The sequence below is a fragment of the Variovorax sp. GW821-FHT06D12 genome, assembly GCF_059419205.1.
Window position 1 is genome coordinate 355,156 of record NZ_JBWKRI010000005.1, and the last position, 18,339, is coordinate 373,494.

Here is an 18,339-nt window from a genome sequence, read left to right on the forward strand (position 1 = left end):
AAATTCTAACCGTGAACAAGTTGGCGTCGCCAAGCGTCCAGGTCGGTCGTTTCAAGCTTGCCCATTTTACGAGCCAGCACCGAACCGTCGGCATGGAGCACCAAGGTGAACGGCAGGCCACCCCCGGTGTTGCCCAGATTCTTCACCAGTTCCATGCCCTGCAAGCCAGCCAGCGCGGTCGGGTAGGTGACCGGCGTGCGCTGCAGGAACTTGCGCACGGCGCTGGGCTGGTCGATGGCCAATCCCACCACTTGCCAGCCGTTGGCGCCGTGTTCGCGGAAAAAGGCGTCGATCATCGGCATTTCTTCGACACAGGGCGGGCACCACGTGGCCCAGAAGTTGAGCAGCACGGGCTTGCCGCGCAGGCTCGACAGGGCCAGCTCGCCGCCCTCGGGGCGCTCGAAGCGCTGGTCCCAGAACATGGCGGCATCGAGCTTTTCGCCGCCGGTGGCCGTGACGCCGCTGTCATTGCGCTCACGCCACCAGGCGCCGGCAATGCCGGCCGCGGCAGCGACTGCCGCCACGCCGGCATACAGCATGCCGCGTCGTGTGGGCGTTGAAGTCATTACTGGTCCTTTTCTTGTTCAATGCGTCGGCGCAGCGCGTTCAGGTCGCCGCGCGGCGCGCGCCCCTGGGCGTCGGGCTTGAGGGCGCCGCGCAGGTCGTCGAGGTCGTACACCAGAAGGTGCACCCCAATTTCCTCGCCCAGCGCCCGACTCGGCGCGTGGACGCTGAGGGCTTCGACCTGCTCGCCATGGAAGCCGGTCACCATGCGCGGCTCGTAGTCCACGTGGTGATCGATCAGGGCGATTTCGGCCGACTTGGAATCATCGCAGAACAATTGAATATAAATGTCTGACAAACGTGTGGCCGTGCCGTGCCAGACGGCGCCGCCCACATGCGGCCGGAACACGGCCATGCGCTCCATCCACTCGAGCGCGAGCAGGCGCAGTGCGTGCAGTTCCTGGGGCTGGGTATCGGCGCAGAAGACCGCGATGTAGTCGCGCACCTCGGCCTCGACCTCGTCGTTGTTGGGCAGCGCGGTGCGCGTCGGGAGGCCGAGTTCGCGCAGCGCCCGACGCTTGGCCGGGCCGTACTCGAGCCCCTCCTCGACGACGAGTCGGGCGGCAACGGCGGCGATTTCACGCTTGGACGTGTCCATCGGGGCATTTTGCCCGCTGCGGACGTCCCTCACATGAACATCAGTACGGCGCCCGGGGCGAAGCCGCCGGGGCACCCGCAGCGCCTCCCTAGAATTGGCCGATGCACATTCATATTCTGGGTATCTGCGGCACGTTCATGGGCGGTGTGGCCGCCCTCGCACGCGAAGCAGGCCACCGGGTCACGGGCTGCGACGCCGGCGTGTACCCCCCGATGAGCGACCAGCTGCGCGCGCTCGGCATCGACCTGATCGAAGGCTTCGGCGCCGACCAGCTGGCCCTCGCCCCCGACATGTTCGTGGTCGGCAACGTGGTCTCGCGGGCCCGCCTGCCCGACGGCAGCCCCAAGTTTCCGCTGATGGAAGCCATCCTGGACGCCGGCAAGCCCTACACCAGTGGCCCGCAGTGGCTGGCCGAGCACGTGCTGCAGGGCCGCCATGTGCTGGCCGTGGCCGGCACGCACGGCAAGACGACCACCACCTCGATGCTGGCCTGGGTGCTCGAACAGGGCGGCAAGGCGCCCGGCTTCCTGGTCGGCGGCGTGCCGCTGGACTTCGGCGTGTCGGCCCGCTTGGGCGACGGCCCGGCCTTCGTGATCGAGGCCGACGAGTACGACACCGCCTTCTTCGACAAGCGCAGCAAGTTCGTTCACTACCGGCCGCGCACCGCCGTGCTGAACAACCTGGAGTTCGATCACGCCGACATCTTCGACGATCTGGCCGCCATCGAGCGCCAGTTCCATCATCTCGTGCGCACCGTGCCCGGCACCGGGCGCCTGGTGGTGAACGCCACCGAAGAGAGCCTGCAGCGCGTGCTGGCCCAGGGCTGCTGGAGCGAACTCGCCCGTTTCGGCGACGGCGGCCCGGCCACGGAATGGCAGGCGCGCGGCACGCACGACGCCTTCGACGTGCTGCACCGCGGCGAGGTGGTCGGCCGGGTCGAGTGGGAACTCTCGGGCCTGCACAACCAGATGAACGCGCTGGCCGCCATCGCGGCGGCCGACCACGTGGGCGTGCCGCCGGCCGATGCGGCCCGCGCGCTCGGACGCTTTCGCAACGTGCGCCGCCGCATGGAGCTGCGCGGCACGGTCGAGGGCCAGGGCGGCGCGATCACCGTCTACGACGACTTCGCGCACCACCCCACCGCGATCCGCACCACGCTCGACGGCCTGCGCAAGAAGCTCAACGACGCCGGCAAGCAAAGTGAGCGCATCCTCGCGGCCTTCGAGCCGCGCAGCAACACGATGAAGCTGGGCGTGATGGCCGCGCAGCTGCCGTGGAGCCTGGAATCGGCTGACCTGTCGTTCTGCCACACGGCCGGCCTCGACTGGGACGCGGCGGCCGCGCTGGCACCGATGGGCGCACGCGCCCAGGTCGCCGGCGCCATCGAGCCGCTGGTGCAGCAGGTCGTGGCCGCGGCGCGGCCCGGCGATCACATCGTCTGCATGAGCAACGGCGGCTTCGGCGGCGTGCACGAGAAACTGCTGGACGCCCTGCGCGCCGCCCAATCATCATGAACGGCATGCGCGCGCGCGAGCTGATCGACACCCTGAAGCTCCAGCCCCACCCCGAGGGCGGCTGGTACAGCGAGGTGTTCCGGTCGGCCACGAGCGTGACGCCCGCCGACGGCCGCGCGCCGCGCAGCGCGCTGACCAGCATCTATTTCCTGCTCGAAGTCCACCAGCATTCGCGCTGGCACCGGGTGCTGTCGGACGAAGTCTGGGTGCACCTGGAAGGCGTGCCGCTGGCGCTGTGGACCTGCGACGCCGCGATGCGGACCGCGCCGGCCCACGTGAAGCTGGGCCCGGTCGATGTGCACGGCACCCGGCCGCAGCACGTGGTGCCCGCCGGCCAGTGGCAGGCCGCGCGCCCGATCCAGGGCCACGCGAGCGGCGACTACACGCTGGTCGCCTGCATGGTCGGGCCAGGCTTCGACTTCAGCGATTTCTCGCTGGTGCCGCAGGGCAGCGACGAAGCGGCGTCGATGCGGCACCACTGGCCCGACCTGGCCAGCATGCTCTAACTAACTAATAGCGCTTCAGCCCCGGCGCTGCTTGACGGCTTGAGACAAGGTCTCGAGCACCTGCACCGAATCGTCCCAGCCGATGCAGGCGTCGGTGATGCTCTTGCCGTACTCGAGGCCCGAGAGCTGGTCCTTGCCCGGCGTGAACTTCTGGGCGCCCGCCTGCAGGTGGCTTTCGATCATCACGCCGAACACGCGCTTCGAACCGCCGGCGATCTGGTCGGCGATGACCTTGGCCACGTCGATCTGCTTCTGGTGCTGCTTGGAGCTGTTGGCGTGGCTGCAGTCGACCATGAGCGTGGGCGGCAGCTTGGCGGCTTCGAGGTCCTTGCAGGCCGCTTCGACGCTGGCGGCGTCGTAGTTCGGCGTCTTGCCGCCGCGCAGGATCACGTGGCAGTCGCGGTTGCCGTTGGTCTGCACGATCGCGACCTGGCCGTTCTTGTGCACCGACAGGAAGTGGTGGCCGCGCGCCGCGGCCTGGATGGCGTCGGTGGCGATGCGGATGTTGCCGTCGGTGCCGTTCTTGAAGCCGATGGGTGCCGACAGGCCCGAGGCCAGTTCGCGGTGCACCTGGCTTTCGGTGGTGCGCGCACCGATGGCGCCCCAGGCGATCAGGTCGCCGATGTACTGCGGCGAGATCACGTCGAGGAACTCGCTGCCCGCCGGCAGGCCCAGGCGGTTGATGTCGATCAGCAGCTGGCGCGCGATGCGCAGGCCTTCGTCGATGCGATAGCTCTCGTCCAGGTACGGATCGTTGATGAGCCCCTTCCAGCCGACCGTGGTGCGCGGCTTCTCGAAGTACACGCGCATCACGATTTCCAGCGTGCCGGCGTACTTGTCGCGCTCGGCCTTGAGGCGGCGGGCGTATTCGAGGGCCGCGGCCGGGTCGTGGATCGAACACGGGCCCATGATCACCAGCAGCCGGTCGTCCTTGCCGGCCATGATGTTGTGGATGCCGCGGCGGGTGCCGGTGATCAGCGTTTCGATCGGCGTGCCGCGGATCGGGAAGAAGCGGATCAGATGTTCGGGAGGGGGGAGCACGTTGATGTCCTTGATGCGTTCGTCGTCGGTCTTGCTGGTTTTTTCGACGCTCGCATACCAGCTGTCGCCGGCGGGAGGGGTGTTCGTGCTCATGGTTCTCTTCCTTGTTGGTGTGAATGAAAAATCGTCAGGGCATAAAAAAACCGCCGGGGGCTGGAAGCCACCGGCGGTTCTGGGAGGGTGTTCGTTTGCTTTACGCGCTCGCCTCTCGTCCGCCGGAAACCGGGAACCAAAAGTAGGCAAAAAAGTAAGCGCGGAGGGCGGACATGTGGGCGGAATGTAGCACGGAAAACAAAAACCCGGCCAGGCGGCCGGGTCGGTGTTGTTTTTACCTGTAGCCCGATTCGTTGGCGTTGTGGATGATCCAGATCAGGTTGCCGCTGCTGAAATCGCCCATGCCGCCGCCCGCGAAGATCAGCCGGCCCTGGCCCTTGTAGGTCATCTCGAAGCGGTGGCGATCGCTGCCGAAGTAGAACGGAATCCAGGCCTTGCCGGTGATGTAGGCGCCCTGGTCGGTGGGCTGGCCGGCGAGGTCGGTGACCTGCTTGGTGCTCATGCCGATCTGCAGGCGCGTGAACTTGCTGTTGCGCGCCGGGTTGCCGGTGATCTCGCCTTCGAAACCGTTCAGGCCCTTGACGGTGCGGCCGCTGCCGGCCTCGACCTTGGAAGAATCGACCACGTTGCCGCGTGCGTCCATGCCGGCCTTCGAACCGCTGGGCGCCGCGGGCGCGGCAGCGGCCGGGGCGGGTGCCGGTGCGGCGGCGGGCTGGCTGCCCGAACCGCCGCGCGATGCGCAACCGGCTGTGGCCAGCGCGACCACGGCGGTCGCGGCCCACAGCACGGCGGGCGAATTGATCCTGTTCCCCATTGAAATGCTCCTTGATTCGTCGTTCGCAAAAAGGAGCGCAGCTTAGCAACCGAATGAAACAGCCGGCAAGTGCCGAAAGTCCTAAGCCGTTCCACCTACCGTCAGGCCGTCGATGCGAAGGGTCGGTTGGCCGACGCCCACGGGCACGCTCTGGCCTTCCTTGCCGCAGGTGCCGACGCCCGAATCGAGCGCCATGTCGTTGCCGATCATGGTCACGCGGGTGAGCGCGTCGGGGCCGTTGCCCACGATGGTCGCGCCCTTCACCGGGTACTGGATCTTGCCGTTCTCGACCCAGAAGGCCTCGCTGGCCGAGAACACGAACTTGCCGCTCGTGATGTCCACCTGCCCGCCGCCGAAGTTGGTGGCGTACAGGCCCTTCTTGATGCTGGCGACGATTTCCTGCGGGTCCTTGTCGCCGCCGAGCATGTAGGTGTTGGTCATGCGCGGCATCGGCACGTGGGCGTAGCTCTCGCGGCGGCCGTTGCCGGTGGGCTTGACCTTCATGAGGCGGGCGTTCATCGAGTCCTGGATGTAGCCCTTGAGGATGCCGTCCTCGATCAGCACGTTGCGCTGGCTGGCGTGGCCTTCGTCGTCCACGTTGAGCGAGCCGCGGCGGTCGGCGATGGTGCCGTCGTCGAGCACCGTGACGCCCTTGGCCGCCACGCGCTGGCCGATGCGGCCCGAGAACGCGCTCGAGCCCTTGCGGTTGAAGTCGCCCTCCAGGCCGTGGCCGATGGCTTCGTGCAGCAGGATGCCGGGCCAGCCCGAACCGAGCACCACCGTCATCTCGCCGGCCGGGGCCGGGCGCGCGTCGAGGTTGGTCAGCGCGGCCTTCACGGCGTGGTCGACGTACTCGGCGATCTGCGCGTCGGTGAAGTAGGCCAGGCCGAAGCGCCCGCCGCCGCCGCCCGAGCCGACCTCGCGGCGCCCGTTCTGCTCGGCGATCACGGTGACCGACAGCCGCACCAGCGGCCGCACGTCGGCCGCCAGCGTGCCGTCGGCGCGCGCCACCATCACCACGTCGTACTCGCTGGCCAGGCCGGCCATGACCTGCGCCACGCGCGGGTCGCGCGAACGGGCGAGCTGCTCGACCTTTTCGAGCAGCTTCACCTTGGCCGTGCTGTCGAGCGTGGCGATGGGGTCGATGCCGCCGTAGAGCGAGCGGCTGGAGGCGATCTTGCGCGGCACGGTCTTCACGCGCGCCGTGCGCCCGGCGGAAGAAATGGAACGCACCGTACGCGCCGCGTCGAGCAGCGAGGCCTCGGAGATGTCGTCCGAGTAGGCAAAGGCGGTTTTCTCGCCGCTCACGGCACGCACGCCGACGCCCTGGTCGATGCTGAAGCTGCCGGTCTTGACGATGCCTTCCTCGAGGCTCCAGCCCTCGCTGCGGGTGTACTGGAAGTACAGGTCGGCATCGTCCACGCGGTGCGCGGTGATCTCGGCCAGGGCCTTGCTCAGGTGCGATTCGTCCAGGCCGAACGGCGTGAGCAGGAGCTGTTGCGCCGTGGCGAGGCGCTCGATGGTGGGTTCGCGGGAGATCATGACTGCCATTCTAGGCAGCCGCCCCCGTCCGTACCGCCCCGGGGGACTCTAGTTCTGGGCGAGTTTGCGGGCCCGCGCGATCGACATCAGGATGCCCAGCCCCAGCCCCAGCGTGACCATGGCGGTGCCGCCATAGCTGATGAACGGCAGCGGCACGCCCACCACCGGCAGGATGCCGCTGACCATGCCCATGTTCACGAAGGCGTAGGTGAAGAAGATCATGGTCACCGCCCCGGCCAGCAGGCGCGAGAACAGCGTGGGCGCGTTCAGCGCGATGGTCAGCCCGCGGAAGATCAGCAGGATGAAGGCCGCGATCAGCGCCAGATTGCCGATCAGGCCGAATTCCTCGGAGTACGCCGCGAAGATGAAGTCGGTGGTGCGCTCGGGAATGAATTCGAGGTGCGTCTGCGTGCCCTGCATGAAGCCCTTGCCGCCCACGCCGCCCGAGCCGATGGCGATCATCCCCTGAATGATGTGGAAGCCCTTGCCCAGCGGGTCCTTGCTCGGGTCGAGCAGCGTGCACACGCGCTGCTTCTGGTAGTCGTGCAGCACGCGCCAGTCGACGCCGTCGACGCACAGCTGCGACTCGAAACCCACGATCAGCGTGATGGCCACTGCGCCGAGCACCACCGGCGGCACGATCAGCTTCCACGGCAGCCCGGCAAAGAAGATCACCGCCAGCCCGGCCGCCAGCACCAGCAGCGAGGTGCCCAGGTCGGGCTGCTTCATGATGAGCCCGACGGGCACCGCCAGCAGCAGCGTCGCCACCACGAAGTCGAGCGGGCGCAACTGGCCTTCGCGGCGCTGGAACCACCAGGCCAGCATCAGCGGCATCGCGATCTTGAGGATTTCGCTGGGCTGGATCACCACGCCCACGTTGATCCAGCGCTGGGCGCCCTTCTTGGTGATGCCGAAGAGCGCCACCGCAATCAGCAGCGCCACCCCGGCCGCATACAGCGGCACGGCGAAGGCCATGAGCCGCTGCGGCGGCACCTGCGCCACCACGAACATGATGCCACCGGCCAGCAGCATGTTGCGGCCATGGTCGAGAAAGCGCGTGCCATGGTCGTAGCCGGAGGAATACATGGTGAGCAGCCCGGCGAAGGCGAGCAGCATCACGGCAAAGGCCAGGAAGCCGTCGAAGCCCTGGAAGATGGGCGCAATGCGACGCGCCAAGGAGGGCTGGTTGAACACGGCAGACATGATGGGGGCGGATTATCCCCGCCCCGCCCGCCCCTTCAGTCGAAAACGAGCTGAACGACCGTGCGCCCCGGTCGGCTTTCGATCGCCAGCCGGGCCCCGATGGCGGCGGCGCGCTTCGACAGCGCCTCCGGCACCTCGGTGGCGTCGAAGCCCACGCCGTTATCGATCACCCGCAGGCGAACGGCGCCGTCGCGCGCGTCGGCCTCGATGCGCAGCGCGCTCGCATGGGCGTGCTGCAGCACGTTCGAGATGGCCTCGAACAGCAAGAATTGCAGCTGCCGCGTGGCGTGGGCGTCGAGCTGCGTCACCGGGGGCAGTTCGTCCACGCCCCACTCGAAGGCGATGTCCGCGGCCGCCAGCCGGGGTTCCAGCCGGTAGCGCAGCGCCGCCAGCAGCGCGCCGATGTCGCCGGGCGGCAGGTGGATGGAGTCGATCGACAGCTTGAGCTGGTCGAGCGAGTCGCGCAGGGTGCGCAGCAGTTCCTCGGGGCTGGTCTGGCCCGACTGCAGCTGGCGGATCGCCGAGCTGATGTGCGAGCCCACGCCGTCGTGCATGTCGCGCAGGATGCGCTCGCGCTCGTGAGTGCGCGCCTGGTCACGCGCCACCTCCTCCAGCTCGGCGTAGGTGGAGGCCAGTTCGCGTTCGCGCTGCGCCACCCGGTCGGCCAGCGTCTTGACCCAGCCGCGCGCCTGCACGCTCGCGAAGTGGAAACGCCGCAGCACGATCAGCAGCAGCGCCACCCCGAACATCACCGAGGAATAGCGCACCCAGGTGGTCTCGCCGTAGGCGTCGCTCAGGCGGATCACCAGCCAGTCGCGCGTGCCGAAGGCCACCGTGACCAGTGCGGCGCCGGCCACCAGCAGCCGCTCGACGCTGGGCCGGCGCACCGTGGCGACGGCAAAGGCGATCACGAAGCCGACGACGATCGTGATCTCGACCGCCAGCCAGGCCGTGAGCCAGCGCGGCTCCTCGCGGTTCAGCGCCAGCCAGGTGAACACCACGGTGCCGGCCACCACGGCCGCCGTCGGCCAGCGCACCCAGCGCGTGCGCGGGCTCTGCGCCCAATCGGCCAGGTGGTAGCAGAACATCATGGCGGACGCGGCCCAGCCCGCGTAGCAGCCGGCCATCAGCACGCCCCACAGCTGCCACGGCAGTGGCGGCTCGGGAATCATGGCGTCGGCCACGCGCAGCGCCCAGCAGAACTCGGCGACCGCGGCCCAGAAATAGAGGGCGTCGCGCTGGCGGCGGCCGGTCGCGCCGGTGTCGACCTGGGTGAACCACAGCGCCAGCGCGATGCTGCCGACGATGAGGCTGAACGCCGTCAGCAGCACCGACCCCGTGAAGCGCCAGGCGTAGGCGCCTTCGAACAACGCGGTGCGCACCGGCGTCGCCGGCCCGATGGTGACGCGCGAGAGGCCGGCGCGCCGTTCGCTGTCGGCGCGGATGCGGATCTGCAGCAGGTTCTCGCCCTCTTTCAGCAACCGCCCGGGCACCGGCACATAGACGGGCGCCTTGGCGTAGTCGGCGCGGTTGCCCTGGCCGAGGTCGCCGTAAGACTGCAACAGCGCGCCGTTGAGCTGCACCTCGAAGACGCTGCCGGCGCGGGGAATGAAGACGCCCCAGGGCACCTCGGGCAGGGTCTCGACCCGGAACGGCAGCTCGAAGCTCGCGAAGCCAGTGCGGCCGCGGTGCCGGCGGTCCCAGTGGTAGGACAGGTCGACCGCTTCGGTCTGCACGACACCGTCGATGGTGGTGGTCACCCTGGCGTGGCGCAGCTCGATCGGCCCCTGCGTCTCCCCTGCGGCGGCGCCCCCCGCGGCAAGCAGCGCCGCCAGCCCGAGCAGGCACAGGAACGCCAGCCGCCGCAGCATCCGCCCTCAGCCCGGGTGGGACAGCAGGCCGAGGCGCGTGGCCTCGAACACCGCTTCGCTCTTGGAATGCACCGCGAGCTTGCCGTAGAGGTTCTTGATGTGGGTCTGCACCGTGTGCACGCTCAGGCCCTTGAGGCGCGCGATCTCGGCGTACGAGAAGCCGCGCGCGATCAGCGTCAGCACCTCGTGCTCGCGTGCCGAGAGCAGGCCGCGGTCGGCCTCGTCGAGCGCCGTCTCTGCCGGCGCCGCGCCGGCTGTGCCCGGCACGGCCGCCTGCAGGCTGCGGTACTTGGCGAGCACGCGGCGCGCGATCATGGGCGAGATCGGCGAGGCGCCGGCCTTCATCTCAACGATGGTCTGTGCGATGTCTTCCGGTGCGGCGTCCTTGTGGATGTAGCCGACGGCGCCGGCCTCGATGCTGGCCAGCACGTTCTCCTCGTCGCCGAAGACCGACACCACCAGCGGCTCGCAGCCGGGAAAGCGCGCGACGGCGTCGCGGATCACGTCCAGGCCCGTGCCGTCGGGCATGCCGAGGTCGACCAGCAACACGTCGGGGATGGTCGCGGTCGCGGCCAGCCAGCTGCGCGCTTCCTGCACGGTGCCGGCGCTGCCCAGCCAGAACAGGCGCGGGCTGCGCTGCACGCTGGCCTCGAAGAAGGCGCGTGCGCGGCTGTCGTCCTCGACCACGAGCACGCCCCAGCGGCGTGGCATCCCGTCATCCTGTACCTCGGTGTTCATGGGATGAAGCATAAGCCTGGGCACCCACCGCCACGCGGGGCCTGCCTCCCTCGTTCATGGGATGCCCCCTGCCAGATGCGTCAGGAAACTTGTCTCTTCTTTCTCCCCTTGCGCCGCACCGCCGCCCCCTGCGCGGCCGCACCGTGAATACTTTCGAATTCCAGCCACGCCCTCGCGGCCTTCTCATGGGCCGATTCGCAGGGATTTGTGGGGTCACCGCGCCGTGAGCGGTGCGGACCTCATGCAAAATTGTCTGAATCCGGCCACGGGGCGCGACCAGCGCACCCCAGTCACCTCCTCCCATGGAACCGCAAACCACCCATCTGTTGTATCTGCACGGCTTCCGTTCGTCGCCCCGCTCGACCAAGGCGCGGCTGGTGGCGAAGCACGTGGCGCGCGAGCACCCGAACCTGGAGTGGTGGTGCCCGCAGCTGCCGCCGTCGCCGCATGATGCGATCGACATGGTGATGAAGGGCATCGCGCACTGGCCGCGCAAATCGATGGCGGTGATCGGTTCGTCGCTGGGCGGTTTCTACGCCACCTACGTCGCTGGCATGACCCGCTGCCGCGCCGTGCTGCTCAACCCCGCGGTGCACCCGGCGCGCGACCTCACGCGCTACATCGGCAGCCAGACCGCCTGGCACGATCCGGCCGAGCACTTCTATTTCCAGCCCGAATTCATCCAGGAGCTGCGCGCCATGGAAATCGGCGCGCTCACGCGGCCCGAGCGCCTGTTCGCGATCATCGCCAAGGGCGACGAGGCGCTCGACTGGCACGAGATGTCGGCGCGCTACCCCGACAGCCGCATCAAGCTGCTCGAGGGCGGCGACCATGCGCTGTCCGATTTCGAAAAAGCGCACCTCGACGACGTGATGGCGTTCATCAACCCCGTCGTCTAAAGCTCTCCCCCAGGCTTCGCGCACTGCGTGTCGCTTCGCCAACCCCCTTCCGGGGGCGATGCCTGCGGCCCGGCAAAGCCGGTTCCGCGGCATCCCCGGCAAGGGAGCTCCTGATCCAGCGTGGGAGAATCGCCGGATGTTTGTATTGTTTGAAGAAGCCGGCAAATACCTCGGCGGCCGCATCCTGTCGGAAGCCGAAGCCTCGGCACAGGTCGAGCTCGAGACCGGCAAGCGCGTCAAGGTCAAGGGCGCCAACATCGTTCTGCGTTTCGAGAAACCGTCCCCGGCCGAGCTGATCGCCGAGGCGCGCACGCTCGCCGCCGCCATGGACCTCGACCTCGCCTGGGAATTCGCGGCCGAAGGCGAGTTCGGCTTTGCCGACCTGGCGGCCGACTATTTCAGCGACAAGCCCTCGCTGGCCCAGCAGGCCGCCGCGCTGTTCGCGCTGTTCGAGGCGCCGCACTACTTCCGCCGCGCGGGCAAGGGGCGCTTCAAGAAGGCGCCGGCCGAGATCGTGCAGCAGGCGCTGGCCGCCATCGAGAAGAAGAAGGCCATCCAGGCGCAGATCGTCGAATGGGCGGGCCAGCTGGCCGAGGGCGTGTGCCCGCCGCCGATCCGCGAACAGCTCTACAAGATCCTGTTCAAGCCCGACAAGAACGCGCCCGAGTACAAGGCCGTGGTCGACGCCGCGCGCGCCACGCAGCGCCCGCCGCTCGACCTGCTGGAGCGCGCCGGCGCCATCGATTCGCCCTACCAGTTCCACTGGCGGCGCTTCCTGTTCGAGAACTTCCCCAAGGGCACCGGCTTTCCCGCGCTCGCGGCGCCGGCCGTCGCCGACGACCTGCCGCTGGCCGAAGGCGTGCGGGCCTTCTCGATCGACGACTCGCAGACCACCGAAATCGACGACGCGCTGTCGGTGCAGGGCATGGGCAGCGGCACCATCACGGTCGGCATCCACATCGCCGCGCCGGGCCTGGCGCTCACGCCGGGCAGCGCCATCGACGCCGTGGCGCGCGCGCGCATGTCCACCGTGTACATGCCGGGCTACAAGATCACCATGCTGCCCGACGAGGTGGTCGACACCTACACGCTGCTCGAAGGCGGCGACCGCCCGGCCGTGTCGCTCTATGCACGCTTCGACGAAGCCACGCTCGAGCTGCAGGGCACCGAGACGAAACTCGAACGCGTGCCGATCGTCGCCAACCTGCGCCACGACCAGCTCGACGCCGTCGTCACGCAGCCCTGGCTCGAAGACGCCACCTTCAATTCGGACAACACCCCCGATGCCGCCGCGAAGCTGCGCGCGCCGCTGTCCTTCCTGTTCCGCCTGGCCAAGCACCTGAAGGCGCAGCGCGAAGTGGTGCGCGGCAAGCCCGAGAACTTCAGCCGGCCCGACTACAACTTCCGCCTCGTCGGCAACGACGGCGCCGAGCCCACGGGCAACGAGCAGGTGCAGATCAGCACGCGCCAGCGCGGCGCGCCGCTCGACCTGATCGTGTCCGAGGCCATGATCCTGGCCAACAGCAGCTGGGGCGGCTGGCTCGGCGAGCTCGGCGTGCCGGGCCTGTACCGCAGCCAGGCCAGCCTGGCGCCCGGCATCAAGGTGCGCATGGGCACGCGCGCGCTGCCGCACGCGGGCCTGGGCGTGAAGAGCTACGCCTGGAGCACCTCGCCGCTGCGCCGCTACACCGACCTCGTGAACCAGTGGCAGATCATCGCGGCCGCGCGCCACGGCAAGACCGCCGCGCTGGCCGCGCCCTTCAAGCCGAAGGACGCCGACCTGTTCTCCATCCTCTCGGGCTTCGACGCGGCCTATGCCACGTACAACGCCTACCAGGGCGGCATGGAGCGCTTCTGGACGCTGAAGTACCTGCAGCAGCAGGGCATCACCGAGCTCGAGGCCACGGTCATCAAGGACATTCCCAACGGTGCGCTGGTGCGCGCCGACACGCTGCCGCTGGTGTTCCCGGTGGCCGGCCAGCAGGAGCGCGGCGCGCGCGTGCGCGTGAAGCTCGGCGAGATCGACGAGATCGCGCTCGACGTGAGCGGCACCGTGCTCGAACGCTTCGACGTGCCGCAGGCCGATGCCGCAACCGCTGACGGCGGCGAGGACGACGAAGAAGAAGTCGCCGGCCCGATCGCCATCGCGGTCGACCTGAGCGACACCGAGGCCGCACCCGACCCGGCGACGACCACGCCTGCATGACCCCCGGTCGAACGACCGGAGACACGCGCCCCCTGGAGGAGTTTCGAGAATGAATCTCAAGGACCTCAGCACGCTGCAGATCGCTCTGGGCGTGTCGGTCATCGCGCATGCCGCGTTGCTCGCGGTGCGCTTCGTCGATCCCGAATCGTTCAACCGGGTCTTCAGCGAAACCCCGCTCGAGGTGATCCTGGTCAACAGCAAGACCAACGACAAGCCCGACCCCGCGGCCCGCGTGATGGCGCAGACCACGCTCGCGGGCGGCGGCGACCTCGACAAGGGCCGCGCCACCAGCCCGCTGCCGCCGTCGAGCTTCACCACCATGGGCGACTCGTTCGAGGAATCGCGCCGCCAGGTCGAGGCCATGCAGGCCCAGCAGATGCAGATGCTGGCGCAGCTCAAGCGCGAGCTGGCCGCCATGCCCGTGCCCGATCCGCGCCAGGCCGGCGACCCCACCGAAGCCGCCGCGCGCGAGGAAAAGCGCCGCCAGATGGTCGCGCTGCTCGCCGAGATCGAGCGCCGCGTGAACGAGGAAAACGCGCGCCCCAAGAAGCGCTACCTGAGCCCCGCCACGCGCGAGGCGGCCTACGCGCTGTACGTCGACACGCTGCGCCGCCGCATCGAGGTCAAGGGCACCGAGAACTTCCCGACCGCGGCCGGCAAGAAGCTCTACGGCGAACTCAAGATGACCGTCACCATCAACCACGACGGGCGCGTGCTCGACACCGTGGTCGACGAAAGCTCGGGCAACACCACGCTCGATCGCCGTGCCCAGGCCATCGTGCGCAGCGTCGGCAACTTCGGCAAATTCACCGACGCCATGCGCAAGCAGACCGACCAGATCGTGCTGCAGTCGCGCTTCAAATTCACGCGCGACGAGACCATCGAGCTGTCGTCCCAATAGCAACAGCACCCCCAGCAGAACACGGAGCATCGGCCATGGATCAGTACTGCGTCATGGGCAACCCCGTCGAGCACAGCCGCTCGCCCCGCATCCACGCGCGCTTTGCCGAACTCTGCGGCCAGCCCATGGCCTACGGCCGGCGGCTGGTGCCGATCGGCGCCTTCGCCGAAGGCATCGCCGCCTTCCGCAGCGAGGCTGCCGCGCAGGGCGATGCGGCACGCGGCTGCAACGTCACCGTGCCCTTCAAGTTCGACGCCGCCGCGCTCGCGCAGCACACCAGCGAGCGCGCCACGCTGGCGCAGGCCGTGAACACGCTGCGCTTCGAAGCCGACGGCAGCATCCATGCCGACAACACCGACGGCATCGGCCTGGTCAACGACATCGTGCGCAACGCCGGCGTGCCGCTGGCGGGCCGGTCGCTGCTGCTGATCGGCGCCGGCGGCGCGGCGGCGGGCGTGCTCGGGCCGCTGCTCGACGCGGGTGCCGCGCACGTCGTGGTGGCCAACCGCACGCTCGACAAGGCCATCGCGCTGGTGCAGCGCCATGCCGCGCTCGCGCTGCGCCACGGCGCCACGCTCGAGGCCTGGGCGCTCGACGAGGTGCCGGGCGACTTCGACGTGGTGGTCAACGCCACGGCCTCCAGCCTCGCGGGCGACGCGGTGCCCGTGCGCGCGCAAGTGCTGCGTCCTGGCGCGCTGGCCGTCGACATGATGTACGGCCCTGCCGCCGCAGGCTTCATGGCATGGGCCGAGGCGCACGGCGCGGTCGCGCGCGACGGCCTCGGCATGCTGGTGGAACAGGCCGCCGAAGCCTTCGAATTCTGGCGCGGCGTGCGTCCGCCGTCGGCGCAGGTGCTGGCCGAGCTGCGCGCCTCGCTCGCCGCCGGCGCATGAAGGGCCTGCTGCGCCTGATCGCCTGCCTCGTGGTGGCGGGCCTGGCGCTCGAACTGTTCTTCGTGGTGCGCATCGCGGCCATGGCGGTGATCGATCCGCAGAGCACGGCCTTCCAGCGCTCCGAGGCCTGGCGCGTCGCCCTCTCGCAGGGCCGCGACGGCGGATGGCGCCAGGACTGGGTGCCCTACACGCAGATCAACGACACCCTCAAACGCGCCGTGATCGCCAGCGAAGACGCCGGCTTCGTCGACCACAACGGCGTCGAGTGGGAAGCCATCGAGCGGGCGCGGCAGCGCAACGCCCGCGCCGAACAGCTGGCCGCCAAGCGCATGGCGCGCGCGGCTGCACGCGGCAAGCCGGTGCAGCCGGCCCCGCTGCGCGGCGGCTCCACCATCACGCAGCAGCTCGCGAAGAACCTGCTGCTGTCGGGCGAGCGCACCATGCTGCGCAAGGGCCAGGAGCTGGTGCTCGCCACGCTGCTCGAGGTGCTGCTCGACAAGCGGCGCATCCTCGAGATCTACCTGAACAACGTCGAATGGGGCGAAGGCGTGTTCGGCGCCGAGGCTGCGGCGCAGTACTACTTCAGGAAGCCGGCCGCACGCTTGACTTCATACGAGGCCGCGCGCCTGGCCGTGATGCTGCCGAGCCCGAAGTTCTTCGAGCGGCGGCCCAATTCGTCGTACATCAACGGACGGGCATCGACGATCGTGGCGCGGATGCCGGCGGTCGACCTGCCCTGAGCTTGCGCACCGCGCCTTCCACCGCCAGCACGGCGACGAAGCCGATCGCGTAGGCCAGCACGTCCCACCAGTCGGCGGTGGCGCCGAGCACGATGCGCAGCGCGCGGTTCGGAATGTGCAGGTGCCAGGTCGACGCAAGGAACTGCCCCAGTTCCACCAGCAGCCCCACGCCGAAGGCCGCCAGCGCGAGCGGCAGCACGCGCGCGGCGACGAAGGTCTTGAACACCACGTACACCCACGCCACGGCGAGCACGTCGCCGAAGAAGCTTCGCACCCAGCCCCAGCGCGCGCCGACGGTGGCCAGCAGCACGAGCAACACGAAGAGGGCCACCGCCCACGCCAGGGAAAGAAGATCGAATCGCCATCGCATGGCCCGTATCATCGCCTCCATATGCTGGCAAAGCTCACAGGTTGGTTGCTGCTGGGAATCGTCCGATTGCTCACCGGCGCGCAGGCGCGCTGGTACGGCTGTCCACCGAAAGCCGAGCAGCGCATCTACTTCGCGAATCACCAGAGCCACGCGGACCTCGTGATGATCTGGGCCGCGCTGCCCGAAGAGCTGCGCAGCATCACGCGGCCCATTGCGGCGCGCGACTACTGGGCCAACACGCCGGTCAAGCGCTGGATCACGACGGAGGTGTTCAACGCGGTGTATGTGGAGCGGGCGGCCACGGGAGCTGCACCGGTTGCGCCGCCGCCGGAAACACCGCCTCAGGCACCGCCGCCCGCGGCGCCCATCGCCCCGGCCGAGCGCATCGAGCCGTCGATGGAGCCGCTGCTGCCGATCGAAACGGTGTCTCACGCATCGGCTGCCGAAGGTCCGCAGGAGATTCAGGGACAGCTCGACCTTCCCGCTCCCCCTCCGCCCCCACCACCGGTCGCACCGCCGCCGGTCATCGAACCCGAAGCGCCAGCCGCCGCGCCCGAGCCGCCCGCCGCCGATCCACTCGCGCCGCTCATCGACGCCCTGCGCAGCGGCGACTCGATCATCATCTTCCCCGAGGGCACGCGCGGCCACACCGGCGAGCCGCAGAAATTCAAGTCGGGCCTGTACGCGCTGGCGACGATGTTCCCCGACGTGGTGCTCGTGCCGGCCTGGATCGACAACGTGCAGCGCGTCATGCCCAAGGGCGAGATCGTGCCCGTGCCCATCCTGTGCTCCGTCACCTTCGGCGCGCCGATCCGCGTCGAAGCAGGCGAAGAGCGCCGGCCTTTCCTCGACCGTGCGCGTGCCGCCGTGATCGCATTGCGCGACGTCTGAAGGTATGAACCAGTTCCTGCGCAGCCTCAGCCCGACCCAGCAGGTCGCGGCCCTTTTCCTGATCGTCTTCGGCCTGCTCTTCATCGTGAGCACCGCCGTCTTCTTCCTGAGCTTCAAGGAGCGGCGCAACCCGGTGCACGACGAGTCGTGGCAGGCCGAGCTGGCGCATTTCCGCGCGCTGCTGGGCACCACCTGGTTCATGGTGATCGTGTTCTGGATCGGCTGGGCGCTGGGCGAAACGGTGGCCACCGTGCTGTTCGCGCTGATCGCGTTCTTTGCGCTGCGCGAGTTCATCACGCTCTCGCCGACGCGGCGCGGCGACCACCGCAGCCTGATCCTCGCGTTCTTCGTGGTGCTGCCGATCCAGTTCTGGCTGGTGGCCACCGCGCGCTTCGACCTGTTCACGGTGTTCATTCCGGTCTACGTGTTCCTCGCCATTCCGGTGGCGAGTGCGCTGGCGAACGACCCGAGCCACTTTCTCGAACGCAACGCCAAGCTGCAGTGGGGCATCATGGTCTGCGTCTACGGCATGAGCCACGTGCCCGCGCTGCTGCTGCTGACCTTCCCGGGCTACGAAGGCAAGAGCGCGTTCCTCGTGTTCTTCCTGGTGTTCGTCGTGCAGACCTCGGTGCTGGTGCAGCACCTGATCTCGCGGCGCATGCAGCGCACGCCGTTCGCGCCGAACGTGAGCCGCAGCTTCAACTGGACCAGCTGGGGCGTCGGCATCGTCGTGGCCAGCCTGGTGGGCGCGCTGTTCTCGTTCATCACGCCGTTCAAGTTCGGGCAGGCACTCGCGGTGTCGATCATTGCGTGCGTCGCGGGCTCGATGGGCCACCTCGTGATGAAGGCGCTCAAGCGCGACCGCGGCATTCCGAACTGGGGCCAGAAGGGCGTGGGCGTGACTGGCGCCAACGGCCTGCTCGACCGCGTCGACGCGCTGTGCTTCGCGGCGCCGATCTTCTTCCATTCGATCCGCTGGTACTTCAACGTCTGA

Annotated in this window: 18 protein-coding genes; 9 read left to right on the forward strand and 9 right to left on the reverse strand. The window is 68.8% G+C overall.

Features of this window, described 5'->3' with window-relative positions; translation table 11 throughout:
- Window positions 1-5 precede the first annotated feature (5 nt).
- Window positions 6-566 (reverse strand): TlpA family protein disulfide reductase, encoded by a 561-nt coding sequence (locus AC07SQ_RS17920; protein WP_159273882.1) that lies wholly within the window; start codon window positions 564-566, stop codon window positions 6-8.
- Window positions 566-1,162 (reverse strand): hypothetical protein, encoded by a 597-nt coding sequence (locus AC07SQ_RS17925; protein WP_062481235.1) that lies wholly within the window; start codon window positions 1,160-1,162, stop codon window positions 566-568. The genes AC07SQ_RS17920 and AC07SQ_RS17925 overlap by 1 nt, the downstream gene beginning before the upstream one ends.
- 101 nt (window positions 1,163-1,263) lie before the next feature.
- On the opposite strand from AC07SQ_RS17925, the gene mpl reads away from it, so the two are divergent.
- A complete protein-coding gene (gene mpl / locus AC07SQ_RS17930; protein ID WP_495272335.1) occupies window positions 1,264-2,676 on the forward strand; it encodes a UDP-N-acetylmuramate:L-alanyl-gamma-D-glutamyl-meso-diaminopimelate ligase in 1,413 nt (470 codons plus the stop codon).
- Entirely contained in the window at window positions 2,673-3,182 is a 510-nt protein-coding gene (locus tag AC07SQ_RS17935) for a cupin domain-containing protein (RefSeq protein WP_495272334.1), read from the forward strand. Before mpl ends, AC07SQ_RS17935 begins: the two co-directional genes overlap by 4 nt.
- Before the next feature lie 15 nt (window positions 3,183-3,197).
- Here AC07SQ_RS17935 and AC07SQ_RS17940 read toward each other — a convergent pair whose 3' ends face one another.
- From AC07SQ_RS17940 to AC07SQ_RS17965, 6 genes are all read right to left on the reverse strand, one after another.
- The gene (locus tag AC07SQ_RS17940; RefSeq protein ID WP_495272333.1) at window positions 3,198-4,316 is read right to left on the reverse strand and encodes a 3-deoxy-7-phosphoheptulonate synthase; all 1,119 of its coding nucleotides are present in this window, start codon (window positions 4,314-4,316) and stop codon (window positions 3,198-3,200) included.
- Window positions 4,317-4,551: 235 nt separating this feature from the next.
- Complete coding sequence (locus AC07SQ_RS17945) at window positions 4,552-5,091, reverse strand: hypothetical protein (protein WP_062481228.1); 540 nt, start codon at window positions 5,089-5,091, stop codon at window positions 4,552-4,554.
- Window positions 5,092-5,172: 81 nt separating this feature from the next.
- A complete protein-coding gene (tldD, locus tag AC07SQ_RS17950) occupies window positions 5,173-6,633 on the reverse strand; it encodes a metalloprotease TldD (RefSeq protein ID WP_095743620.1) in 1,461 nt (486 codons plus the stop codon).
- 48 nt (window positions 6,634-6,681) lie between these two features.
- Window positions 6,682-7,836: a rod shape-determining protein RodA gene (rodA, locus tag AC07SQ_RS17955; RefSeq protein ID WP_062481224.1), complete on the reverse strand. Its 1,155-nt coding sequence runs from the start codon at window positions 7,834-7,836 to the stop codon at window positions 6,682-6,684.
- A 35-nt stretch (window positions 7,837-7,871) separates the two neighbouring features.
- Window positions 7,872-9,707: a sensor histidine kinase gene (locus AC07SQ_RS17960; RefSeq protein ID WP_495272332.1), complete on the reverse strand. Its 1,836-nt coding sequence runs from the start codon at window positions 9,705-9,707 to the stop codon at window positions 7,872-7,874.
- Window positions 9,708-9,713: 6 nt separating this feature from the next.
- Window positions 9,714-10,457 carry a response regulator transcription factor gene (locus tag AC07SQ_RS17965; RefSeq protein WP_307635879.1) on the reverse strand — a complete coding sequence of 248 codons (744 nt, stop codon included), beginning with the start codon at window positions 10,455-10,457 and terminating at the stop codon, window positions 9,714-9,716.
- A gap of 290 nt (window positions 10,458-10,747) precedes the next feature.
- Here AC07SQ_RS17965 and AC07SQ_RS17970 point away from each other — a divergent pair, with 290 nt between their 5' ends.
- From AC07SQ_RS17970 to mtgA, 5 genes are all read left to right on the forward strand, one after another.
- Window positions 10,748-11,344 carry a YqiA/YcfP family alpha/beta fold hydrolase gene (locus tag AC07SQ_RS17970; RefSeq protein WP_062481219.1) on the forward strand — a complete coding sequence of 199 codons (597 nt, stop codon included), beginning with the start codon at window positions 10,748-10,750 and terminating at the stop codon, window positions 11,342-11,344.
- 136 nt (window positions 11,345-11,480) lie between these two features.
- Window positions 11,481-13,550 carry a ribonuclease catalytic domain-containing protein gene (locus AC07SQ_RS17975; RefSeq protein WP_495272331.1) on the forward strand — a complete coding sequence of 690 codons (2,070 nt, stop codon included), beginning with the start codon at window positions 11,481-11,483 and terminating at the stop codon, window positions 13,548-13,550.
- A gap of 49 nt (window positions 13,551-13,599) precedes the next feature.
- Window positions 13,600-14,451, forward strand: a complete 852-nt coding sequence (locus AC07SQ_RS17980) for an energy transducer TonB (RefSeq protein ID WP_062481214.1) — start codon at window positions 13,600-13,602, stop codon at window positions 14,449-14,451.
- A 35-nt stretch (window positions 14,452-14,486) separates the two neighbouring features.
- Window positions 14,487-15,344 carry a shikimate dehydrogenase gene (gene aroE / locus AC07SQ_RS17985; protein ID WP_495272330.1) on the forward strand — a complete coding sequence of 286 codons (858 nt, stop codon included), beginning with the start codon at window positions 14,487-14,489 and terminating at the stop codon, window positions 15,342-15,344.
- Window positions 15,341-16,084 carry a monofunctional biosynthetic peptidoglycan transglycosylase gene (mtgA, locus tag AC07SQ_RS17990; protein ID WP_307583033.1) on the forward strand — a complete coding sequence of 248 codons (744 nt, stop codon included), beginning with the start codon at window positions 15,341-15,343 and terminating at the stop codon, window positions 16,082-16,084. The genes aroE and mtgA overlap by 4 nt, the downstream gene beginning before the upstream one ends.
- Here the strand turns inward: mtgA and AC07SQ_RS17995 are convergent.
- Window positions 16,029-16,466 carry a ribosomal maturation YjgA family protein gene (locus tag AC07SQ_RS17995; protein WP_307583343.1) on the reverse strand — a complete coding sequence of 146 codons (438 nt, stop codon included), beginning with the start codon at window positions 16,464-16,466 and terminating at the stop codon, window positions 16,029-16,031. The genes mtgA and AC07SQ_RS17995 overlap by 56 nt on opposite strands.
- A 9-nt stretch (window positions 16,467-16,475) precedes the next feature.
- Between AC07SQ_RS17995 and AC07SQ_RS18000 the strand changes: the two genes are divergently transcribed.
- Together AC07SQ_RS18000 and AC07SQ_RS18005 are read left to right on the forward strand one after the other, a co-directional pair.
- Complete coding sequence (locus AC07SQ_RS18000; protein ID WP_495272329.1) at window positions 16,476-17,345, forward strand: lysophospholipid acyltransferase family protein; 870 nt, start codon at window positions 16,476-16,478, stop codon at window positions 17,343-17,345.
- A gap of 4 nt (window positions 17,346-17,349) precedes the next feature.
- Window positions 17,350-18,339, forward strand: a complete 990-nt coding sequence (locus AC07SQ_RS18005; protein WP_095948182.1) for a phosphatidate cytidylyltransferase — start codon at window positions 17,350-17,352, stop codon at window positions 18,337-18,339.

What these genes read in the sequence shown, in the direction of transcription:
- AC07SQ_RS17965 (WP_307635879.1), bottom strand. Translation starts at nt 10,457, where the DNA reads ATGCTTCATCCCATGAACACCGAGGTACAGGATGACGGGATGCCACGC.
- AC07SQ_RS17935 (WP_495272334.1), top strand. Translation starts at nt 2,673, where the DNA reads ATGAACGGCATGCGCGCGCGCGAGCTGATCGACACCCTGAAGCTCCAG.
- AC07SQ_RS18000 (WP_495272329.1), top strand. Translation starts at nt 16,476, where the DNA reads ATGCTGGCAAAGCTCACAGGTTGGTTGCTGCTGGGAATCGTCCGATTG.
- mpl (WP_495272335.1), top strand. Translation starts at nt 1,264, where the DNA reads ATGCACATTCATATTCTGGGTATCTGCGGCACGTTCATGGGCGGTGTG.
- AC07SQ_RS17925 (WP_062481235.1), bottom strand. Translation starts at nt 1,162, where the DNA reads ATGGACACGTCCAAGCGTGAAATCGCCGCCGTTGCCGCCCGACTCGTC.
- AC07SQ_RS17960 (WP_495272332.1), bottom strand. Translation starts at nt 9,707, where the DNA reads ATGCTGCGGCGGCTGGCGTTCCTGTGCCTGCTCGGGCTGGCGGCGCTG.
- rodA (WP_062481224.1), bottom strand. Translation starts at nt 7,836, where the DNA reads ATGTCTGCCGTGTTCAACCAGCCCTCCTTGGCGCGTCGCATTGCGCCC.
- aroE (WP_495272330.1), top strand. Translation starts at nt 14,487, where the DNA reads ATGGATCAGTACTGCGTCATGGGCAACCCCGTCGAGCACAGCCGCTCG.
- tldD (WP_095743620.1), bottom strand. Translation starts at nt 6,633, where the DNA reads ATGATCTCCCGCGAACCCACCATCGAGCGCCTCGCCACGGCGCAACAG.
- mtgA (WP_307583033.1), top strand. Translation starts at nt 15,341, where the DNA reads ATGAAGGGCCTGCTGCGCCTGATCGCCTGCCTCGTGGTGGCGGGCCTG.
- AC07SQ_RS18005 (WP_095948182.1), top strand. Translation starts at nt 17,350, where the DNA reads ATGAACCAGTTCCTGCGCAGCCTCAGCCCGACCCAGCAGGTCGCGGCC.
- AC07SQ_RS17940 (WP_495272333.1), bottom strand. Translation starts at nt 4,316, where the DNA reads ATGAGCACGAACACCCCTCCCGCCGGCGACAGCTGGTATGCGAGCGTC.
- AC07SQ_RS17970 (WP_062481219.1), top strand. Translation starts at nt 10,748, where the DNA reads ATGGAACCGCAAACCACCCATCTGTTGTATCTGCACGGCTTCCGTTCG.
- AC07SQ_RS17995 (WP_307583343.1), bottom strand. Translation starts at nt 16,466, where the DNA reads ATGATACGGGCCATGCGATGGCGATTCGATCTTCTTTCCCTGGCGTGG.
- AC07SQ_RS17920 (WP_159273882.1), bottom strand. Translation starts at nt 566, where the DNA reads ATGACTTCAACGCCCACACGACGCGGCATGCTGTATGCCGGCGTGGCG.
- AC07SQ_RS17975 (WP_495272331.1), top strand. Translation starts at nt 11,481, where the DNA reads ATGTTTGTATTGTTTGAAGAAGCCGGCAAATACCTCGGCGGCCGCATC.
- AC07SQ_RS17980 (WP_062481214.1), top strand. Translation starts at nt 13,600, where the DNA reads ATGAATCTCAAGGACCTCAGCACGCTGCAGATCGCTCTGGGCGTGTCG.
- AC07SQ_RS17945 (WP_062481228.1), bottom strand. Translation starts at nt 5,091, where the DNA reads ATGGGGAACAGGATCAATTCGCCCGCCGTGCTGTGGGCCGCGACCGCC.